General features: G+C 61.5%; 3 protein-coding genes. All 3 read left to right on the top strand.

Translation table 11 applies throughout. From position 1 onward, the window contains the following. Positions 1–194 precede the first annotated feature (194 nt). Positions 195–1,646, top strand: a complete 1,452-nt coding sequence (locus tag M0D67_RS41675) for an ISNCY family transposase (protein ID WP_266243577.1) — start codon at positions 195–197, stop codon at positions 1,644–1,646. A 1,744-nt stretch (positions 1,647–3,390) separates the two neighbouring features. Then, entirely contained in the window at positions 3,391–3,537 is a 147-nt protein-coding gene (locus tag M0D67_RS41670; RefSeq protein WP_154567412.1) for a hypothetical protein, read from the top strand. A 620-nt stretch (positions 3,538–4,157) separates the two neighbouring features. Continuing rightward, positions 4,158–4,424 (top strand): hypothetical protein, encoded by a 267-nt coding sequence (locus M0D67_RS41665; RefSeq protein ID WP_266243575.1) that lies wholly within the window; start codon positions 4,158–4,160, stop codon positions 4,422–4,424. Positions 4,425–4,464 lie beyond the last annotated feature (40 nt).

Genomic DNA, 4,464 nt, shown 5'->3' with positions numbered 1-4,464 from the left:
AAATCGGAAAAACCACACCAACGCAACACCACGCCATAGGTACCAAGAATCAACATCAGTGATGTAGTAGCTTTATGTAAATGTCGTGTTCTAGCTAGATAGAAATGTCGTGTTTTTGAACGCTGGCATGCTGGTCGGTCCGTTGCGAGATTTCGGAGTCGGCCATGTGTCCAGCCACACTGGTGACATTGAACATGCGCGAACTCGACCGTTTGAAGGTCATCCAGGCCGTTGTCGACATGGGCCTCAAGCCTGGTCGCGCGGCCGAACGTCTGGGCCTGACCGTGCGTCAGGTTGAGCGCCTGGTGATCCGCTATCAGGAATCCGGTGCGGCGGGACTGGCCTCGCGCAGACGTGGCCGTTCCGGCAACCGGAAGCTGGACGAAGGACTGGCCCAGCGGGCGCTGGCGATCATTCGTGAGCGCTACGCCGATTTCGGGCCGACGCTGGCCTGCGAGAAGCTTTGGGAGTGCCACGGCATCCGGATGGCCAAGGAAACCGTGCGGCACCTGATGACCGAGGCCGGGCTGTGGGTGCCGCGCCGGCAGCGCCCGCCGAAGGTCTATCAGCCGCGGGCCCGTCGTGCGTGTCTGGGCGAGCTGGTGCAGATCGATGGCAGCGATCACCGGTGGTTCGAGGAACGGGCGCCGGCCTGCACACTGCTGGTGTACGTTGACGATGCGACCAGCCGGCTGATGCATCTGCACTTCACGGCGAGCGAATCAACCTTCAGCTATTTCGAGGCGACGCGTGCGTACATCGAATGCCACGGCAAGCCCGGCGCGTTCTATAGCGACAAGGCGAGCGTGTTTCGCAGTGGCAAAGCCCATGAAACGGGCAGCAGCGTGACGCATTTCGGCCGGGCGATGTACGAACTGAACATCGACACGTTCTGCGCGAACAGCAGTTCCGCGAAGGGCCGCGTCGAACGTGCCCACCTCACGCTGCAGGACCGCATGGTGAAGGAGATGCGGTTGCGCGGCATCAGCACGGTGGCTGATGCCAATGCGTATGCGCCCTCCTTCATGGCAGCCTACAACGCGCGGTTTGCCAGGCCACCGAAGAGTGAGTTCGATGCACACCGGCCGCTGCGGGCTGACGAGCATCTCGACCTGCTGATGACCTGGCGCGAGACGCGACGCGTGACGAAGTCGCTGACGGTGCAGTACGACCGCGTGATGTACCTGCTGGATGACACGGCGGAGAACCGCAAACTGATCCACCGCTACATCGACGTGTGGGAGTATCCGGACGGACGCATCGAGATCCGCGCCGATGGCCGTGTGCTGCCGTACAGGCAGTACGACCGGCTGGCCGAGATCGATCAGGGGGCCATCGTCGAGCACAAGCGTCTGGGTCACGTACTGCAGGTCGCGCAGGCGATCCAGGCGCAACGCGACAACCGGCGCATCTCGGGCTCCCCTGCGCGCACGAATCAGGGACAACCGGTTCGGGCAACGGAACGCGCGCAGGGCACGAAGAAGCAGCGTGAATTCACACAGGATGACATCAACGGTGTGATCACGGAACTGGCACAACGCAGGCAGCCGACGCAAAAACGCAAACCTGGCCGGCGGTCTGCAAGGGACAGTGGAACAGACGTAAGCGCCCTGCCCGTTCAGGCGCCCTCCTTCGACACTGCGTGATCAGTAACCCATGAAAGACAGACCTTTTAACCCTTAAAAACACGACATTTCTATTTAGCTGCCGCTACGACATCTTCAAACGTCTCGCGGCTTCGCCCGTTGATTGGTGACAACCTCGCCACCGAACCGAGATCAACCCAGCCGGCGGCAGACGAACAGGATCAAACGGGCGGCCGTCGCAGCTTGAGCGGCTTCCGCCGATCGCAATGGGTGTGTCCGGCCAGTTCCCGTCATTCCTCTACCTGAGCAAATGGACGATCATATGGCCGATGCACTTCGGTAGCTGACATTCGTCTCTCAGTGTTGCACCGAACTGGGCGGCCGGCTGGATACAGCCATCGGAGCTTCCGCTAGAGAGATGGACATACGCAACGGATCTCACGGCTTCATGTTCCATCCAATCGGGATTACCCGTTCGGTAGCCGGCATGACCTTCGTCTCCTGCTCGAAAGGGCGGCTGAAAATAAGGTGGCCGATTACCTTGACCNNGCGCCGCCGTTCCCGCCTCCGCCGTTCCCGCCTCCGCCGTTCCCGCCTCCGCCGTTCCCGCCTCCGCCGTTCCCACCTCCGCCGTTCCCACCTCCGCCGTGACCGCCTGCGCCGTGACCGCCTGCACCGGAACCGCCCGCGCCTGAGCCGCCTGCGCCTGAACCGCCCGCGCCTGAACCGCCTGCGCCCGAACCGCCTGCGCCCGAACCGCCCGCGCCTGAGCCGCCCGCGCCTGAGCCGCCCGCGCCTGAACCGCCCGCGCCCGAACCGCCCGCGCCCGAACCACCTGCGCCCGAACCGCCTGCGCCCGAACCGCCGGCGCCCGAACCACCTGCGCCCGAACCGCCGGCGCCCGAACCGCCGGCGCCTGAACCGCCGGCACCCGAACCGCCTCCGCCTGAACCGGCGGCACCCGAACCGCCTCCGCCGTGACCGCCTGCAGGCTGTCCTTCAGCCATCTGCAGTGAAGCAGAATTCGGAGAAGGTGCACCGCGCTGATCGAACGAAGCGGGCGGGGCGAGCTCAGCACTGTCAATTGCAGTTTCCGGGGCAGGAGGTGACGATGATCTCTCGACATGACCGGACGAAAACGCTTGTTGCGTTGGCGATGTGGCTAGGGTGATCCCCGGCGCATGCCGCGCGATTGCTCTCACGTGCGGCGCCCAATGGCGGCGATTCTGTGTGGCGGCATAGCTTGCTTGACCAGGCCCTCGTGTAACCGACTGCGGCGCAGCAGAATCCGGAGTAGGTCCAGCGCGGTGATCGGACGAAGCGGAAGACACAGGCGGGGTAAGCTCAGTACTGGCAACCGCAGTTCCGCGAGCGGGAGGTGACGCTGGTAGCGCGACATGACCGGACCAAGACGTGTGTTGCGCTGGCGACGTGGGTCCGATGATCCCGAGCGCCTGATCATCGTCGAACCGATCGCCATACGCGACGATACCCATGACCCCGACAGCCAATGCGCTTGCCGACGCTACCCAAAGCGCAAGGCGTCTGCCCCGCGCAGGCGGTGCGGCCTTGATGCCTGAACCCGGGCTACCTGCACCCGAATGCGCAAGCTCGGCCGGTCTGAACATTACGACACGCTTCGGATCGGTTCGTCTGATCCTTCCATTCACTAAGTTCATGTGCCCTCCCCCCTCGCGGAGTGCTCATCGAAATGAGCCGCGGGACCGTTCTGCGTGTTCGCCTCCTGGTTCCGCCATGGCAATGGGAGCGGTGTACCAGGTTTTCTATCGTAAGCCTTTGAGCTATGAAAACGCTCGCCATCTTCCTGGCCATTCCGGACGGGTGGCCGGAGTCGCCATCCGGCGTGCTTTTCCGCAATGACTCCACAGTTGGCGACGACACGATGCAGATGAAGCATTCGCTGTGCCTGTTAGGCCGAACCCCCAATTGAATTGTCAGATCGTGGACATAGCATGGGCATACACGATCCAACAGGGATCTGCGCCAGGCGAGGCGTGGGTCGAACTGGGACGCACAAAAATTTGCACTCGGGGGGAATTGCGGTGTGCGGCTTACGTTACGCCGATGCACTGAAGGAAATCCTGGTTTCCAGGAAAATCTGATGAACGATGACCCGGAACATGTTGTTGGTTGGATTCAACCGATGAGCAGTTTTGTAAGAAATTTTTGATTTTGTAAATTCCAAAAACCGCGACCGTCGCGCGCCCACGCCAAAGGACCATCGTGGCCGGTTGCGTAGCGAAGTCATCAGATTAAATGATGTAACTAATGCTTTTGGCCTCGCTACAAACGAAGATTTTTCGTCTTGAAGCGAGCGGTGGCGAACGATACCTTCAAGTCACTCGTGCGGTCTCCCGAGTCCTGCGAGTGTGTGATTCAGGCGGCGTCCCGACACCCGGCCGGCGGCGCCGCTTTCTTTGTGTGTCCGGACTTCCTGCTACGGCGTTGCAAGGTGCGCTTACATGAATAAGTCAGCGTGGGCGCAGCGCATTCAGCATTTCATCTGAATGGAATTTCGTCCGGAATACCGCTCCGGGATGCCTGTGTCTCGTGCTGCATACCATCGACGCTGCCGTCGCGCTCGCATATCCATGCAAACGCCCATTGTTGGGCAACTTCGATCGCCTCTTCCTCCGTGTCGAAATAGGAAAGATCACGCTCGATGTGCATTTCGCCGTCAACGTCATCGTCAGCCGAAACGCGAACCAGTCGCGCGTGCGCAAAGAATTTCCCAAGGGAGAAGTCCGGCGTCGCGTCTATGATCCACCCACGGTACCCGCATTGCATGATTACCTCCTATACCTAGGGAAACGCTGATTAATGTACTGCCCGTTCGGTTTGCAGATGAAGCGGCGGG

Origin of the sequence: Paraburkholderia sp. SECH4 (genome assembly GCF_030511745.1) — a bacterium.
GTDB lineage: Bacteria > Pseudomonadota > Gammaproteobacteria > Burkholderiales > Burkholderiaceae > Paraburkholderia > Paraburkholderia madseniana.
Note: the sequence above shows the minus strand (reverse complement) of the source record. Positions and strands in the feature narration are given on the sequence as shown.